We start from the raw sequence: 3,848 nt of genomic DNA, 5'->3' as shown, positions 1-3,848 counted from the left end.
CCGCGCGGCGTTCTCTTCGCCCGGGCGCACGTACTCGCCCAGGGTGGCCAGGTGGTCGTGGCGGGACTCGGCCTGGAGCTCGGGCGCGCGCTGTGCCCCTCGGCGGCCAGGTGTTTGAGGGCGGAGTGGCGCAGCTGGTGCAGTGTCCACCCCTGCCCATGTGGGTCGTGGCGCAAGCTGGCCTGTTTGAACAGGTACTGCGCACGCGGGTAGGACAACCGTCCCCGCCTCGCGCAGACCGGCCTTCGGGTCGGTGAACAGCGCCTCCAGCCGCGCGGTGGGGAGGGCCTTGTCGCTGCGGCGGGCTTCCTTTCGGCGCTCCAACAGCCGTGTGGGGCCCTCGCCCAGCCCCCACGGCGCTGGGTGAAGGCTGCGAAGGAGCGCAGGACGGCCAGGTGCTTGTTCCACGTGGTCGGGGCCGCACCCTCCCAGCTGGCCGTGGCGGTGAACGCCGTGCCGGTGGTGAAGGCGACCTCGACCGGCGCGGCGGGCCCGCCCACGGCCGCACGCTCCAGGACAGCGAGGGCCTGGGCGTAGGCGCGGCGGGTGAGCGCCGCGTCGCGGAACCTATCCAAGGACTCGGCGCTCGCTTGGGCGAGGGTGAGCGCGCTGGGGCGGGGCAGGGAGTGGACGGTCACGGCGCCTCCTGTCTGGTGTGACAGAGAATATGTCATTCTCTGTCACACCTCCTGACGGCCCTCCGCCCGGCCGTCGTGGCCCACGACGGCCGGGCGGGGCATCGTTGGTGACATCGCGTGTCGCGAGCAGTGACGTTCTCCGGTTCTGGCACTGATCTTGTGGTGCACCACGGTCCGTGACTCGGACAGAGTAGACGTGGGAGTACTTCATCGACCTCTTGGAGCGCGCATGCGGCTCAGAGGCACAGGTCTCCGCGACCCTCCGTGAGAGGGCCACAAGATCAGTGCCAGAACCCGTTCTCCTGTCGCTCAACACAGTGCTCGACCACCTTGCTTCGGCCACACACCAGACCGATACCGAAGGCGCGGTACAACACATGTGGGCAGGCCGTCGGGGGTTACGTCGCCGAATACATGGTCACCTGGGTGACGGTGCGCCCGTTGGTCTGATCGACCCTGGCCGTCCAGGAGCCGAGTTCCACCTGTTCCCCCGGCTTCTTGGGGATGTGGCCCAACACGGCGATGAGTAGTCCGGCGACGGTGACGTAGTCACCCTCGGGAAGACCGCTCAGATGGACGCCGATGTCGGGCAGGTCGTGCACGGGGTAGGTCCCGGGCAGTGTGAGGGATCCGTCGTCGTTGCGGGCCACGGTACGTATGTCGGAATCGGTCTCGTCGTAGATCTCTCCGACGATCTCCTCCAGGAGATCCTCCATGCTCACGATGCCGTCGACACCGCCCACCTCGTTGACGACCACGCCCAGTTGCTGGTGTTCGGCGATCATGCGGCGCAGGGCCAGCGACACCACCAGGGAGTCGGGCAGCAGAAGCGGTTCGCGGGCCAGCTCGCGGGCGCTTCCCTCACCACGCACCAGGTCGGACCAGTGCACGACACCGAACACGTCATCGAGGTCGTCATCGTCCACCACCGGCGCCCGGGAATGGCCGTGCTCGGCGAGCATGTGCGCCGCCTGGTCCGCGGATGTGCGGGCGGGGATGGTGAACACCTCACCGCGGGGAACGACGACCTGGCGCAAGCGCCGGTCGTCGATCTCGAAAGCTCCGGAGATGATGGTGCGCTGCTCCCGGGTCATGCCTCGCTGGGTGGCGAGCATGTCGCGCAGCTCTTCCTCGCTGACCTCCTCCTTGGCCGCGGAGGGGTCGCCACCTGCCAGGCGCACCACCAGGTTGGTGGAGACGCTCAGCAGCCACACCACGGGGCGGGAGAGCAGCGCGAGCAGGTTCAGCGGCTGGGCGACCATGATCGCCCAGGTCTCGGACCGCTGCATGGCGATGCGCTTGGGCGCCAGCTCACCGAAGACCAGTGTGACGAAGGCCAGGAGCACGGTGACCAGGACGATCGACACGGGGCTGGCGGCCGAGCCCAGAAAGCCCAGGGGTTCGATGAGCGGTTGGGCCAGGGACACCGCGGCGGTGGCCGAGGCGAGGAAACCCGCGAGGGTGATGCCGATCTGGATGGTGGCTAGGAACCGGTTGGGGTCCTGTGCCAGGCGAGCCACCGCCCGACCGCCCGGACCTTGCGCCGCCAATTGTTTGATCTGCCCTTCCCTGAGTGTGATCAGGGCGATCTCGCTACCTGCGAACAGGGCGTTGACGAGAACGAGGACAAGGACGAGGCCGAGTTGAACCCCGTAGCTCTCCATAGCTGCTGCCGTCTTTCGGTGCTGTGGTGGTCGCGTGCGTTCCCCGTTCAGGGGCCGTGCCACCAGAGCCTCCCACAGCCCGGCCCCGGGACCGCTCTTGGGTGTGCGTCCGGCCCGGACAGACAGGAGCCCGTCCCGGGAGGAAGGCCAGCCGGTCCTCAGTCCTTGTCGAGGTCTCCCGGCTCCCGGGCGATGTGGTGGGGAACGATGGCGACGGGAACGCAGGCACGGTGAAGCACGCTCTGGCTCACCGATCCCAGGAAGAGGCCGCGGATACCGCCCCGGCCACGGGAGCCGAGAACCACCAGATCGGCCTCGGCGCTCTCGGCCAGGAGCGCGTCCGCCGGGTCGTCCGGTGTGCAGAGCACGGTGATGTCGACGTTGTCGGCGGTGTCTCCCCCGGCCTGCGCGATCATGTCCGCGACCAGGTCCTTCGACAGGTGTTCGGGCAACCTGTCCGGTGGATGCCCTCCCAGGGCGACCAGGGGCTGGGCGGCGAACGGAGTGGGAGTCTCCGTACTGTTCACCACCACCAGGGAGGCCTCCACAGTCCTGGCCCCCTGTTCCAGGGCGAACATCAGTGCCCACTGGGAACACTCGGAACCGTCCACTCCCACCACGATCCGCCTCGGCTCGGCGCGGGGGCTCTTGCCGTGCGTGCTGTGGACCACGACCACGGGACAGGTGGCCTGAGCGGCCAACCGGACGCCCACCGACCCCAGAAGAGCTGTGCCCAGCGCGCCCAGGCCGCGTGAACCGACGACAATCAGGTCCTCAGTCCCGGATCTCCGCATCAGGGCCGCCGCGGGCTTCTCCACCGCCAGGAGCGTCTCCACTCGCCCGTCGGGTCGCTGGGTACGCACGTGTTCGGCCGCTTCCGCGAGCACGTACTCGGCGTGCTCGACCGCCATCTCGGAAGGGAGCAGTCGGATCACCCCGGTGTTCCCCCGCCATGCCAACGGCACGGACAAGGCGTACACCACGGCCAGAGGCACCTTCCGCCGACTGGCTTCCGCTGCCGCCCAGGACAGCGCCTCCTGTGCTGTGGAGGAGCCGTCGACCCCCACCAGCACCTTCGGTGAGGCGCTCATCTCTTCGGCCATGCCCGGATCCTTCGTGAAGACGGCCGGCGTAGTCTGTGCCGTACTCCTGGTCTTCCGTGCAGTTGTCGAAGACAAACATGCCCTGAACTGCTCTTTTGCGGTTTCGTGCCTACAGCAGCAGCTCGCGGGTGCTTAGCTCAACAACTGAAAAACCCACCCGGCGACCACTGCCCCTAGGCCCCGTCCGCCCGGTCGAGGGGGCGATGCCAGCCTCCTCGCAGCGGCGGCCGAAGGCCAAACTGGTGTACTGCGATCCCTTGTCCGAGTGGTGGATGAGCCTCGGGCCAGGACGCCGGACGGCCACCGCCATGCCCAGCGCGTCACTCACCAACTCGGTGCGTATGTGCTCGGCCATCGCCCACCCCACGCTGCGGCGGGCGAACACATCCATCACCACTGCCAGGTACAACCACCCCTCGTCCGTGGGCACGTAGGTGAGCTCA

2 protein-coding genes and 2 pseudogenes are annotated in these 3,848 nt (G+C 68.3%); all 4 read right to left on the bottom strand.

What is annotated here, in order from left to right; all coding sequences use genetic code 11:
• Positions 1-638, bottom strand: a pseudogene (locus AC0T5L_RS27010) (hypothetical protein); the annotation flags it as partial.
• A gap of 398 nt (positions 639-1,036) precedes the next feature.
• Positions 1,037-2,302 carry a hemolysin family protein gene (locus AC0T5L_RS27005; RefSeq protein ID WP_476168314.1) on the bottom strand — a complete coding sequence of 422 codons (1,266 nt, stop codon included), beginning with the start codon at positions 2,300-2,302 and terminating at the stop codon, positions 1,037-1,039.
• A 158-nt stretch (positions 2,303-2,460) separates the two neighbouring features.
• Complete coding sequence (locus AC0T5L_RS27000) at positions 2,461-3,405, bottom strand: universal stress protein (protein ID WP_476168313.1); 945 nt, start codon at positions 3,403-3,405, stop codon at positions 2,461-2,463.
• Positions 3,406-3,583: 178 nt separating this feature from the next.
• Positions 3,584-3,848, bottom strand: a pseudogene (locus tag AC0T5L_RS26995) (DDE-type integrase/transposase/recombinase); the annotation flags it as partial.

The sequence above is a fragment of the Nocardiopsis sp. TRM 82005 genome, from assembly GCF_056312425.1.
The sequence above is the reverse complement of the archived record's forward strand: the minus strand, read 5'-3'. Positions and strand labels throughout refer to the sequence as shown.

Coding starts and splice junctions, on each gene's coding strand:
- AC0T5L_RS27005 (WP_476168314.1), bottom strand. CDS start 2,302: ATGGAGAGCTACGGGGTTCAACTCGGCCTCGTCCTTGTCCTCGTTCTC.
- AC0T5L_RS27000 (WP_476168313.1), bottom strand. CDS start 3,405: ATGGCCGAAGAGATGAGCGCCTCACCGAAGGTGCTGGTGGGGGTCGAC.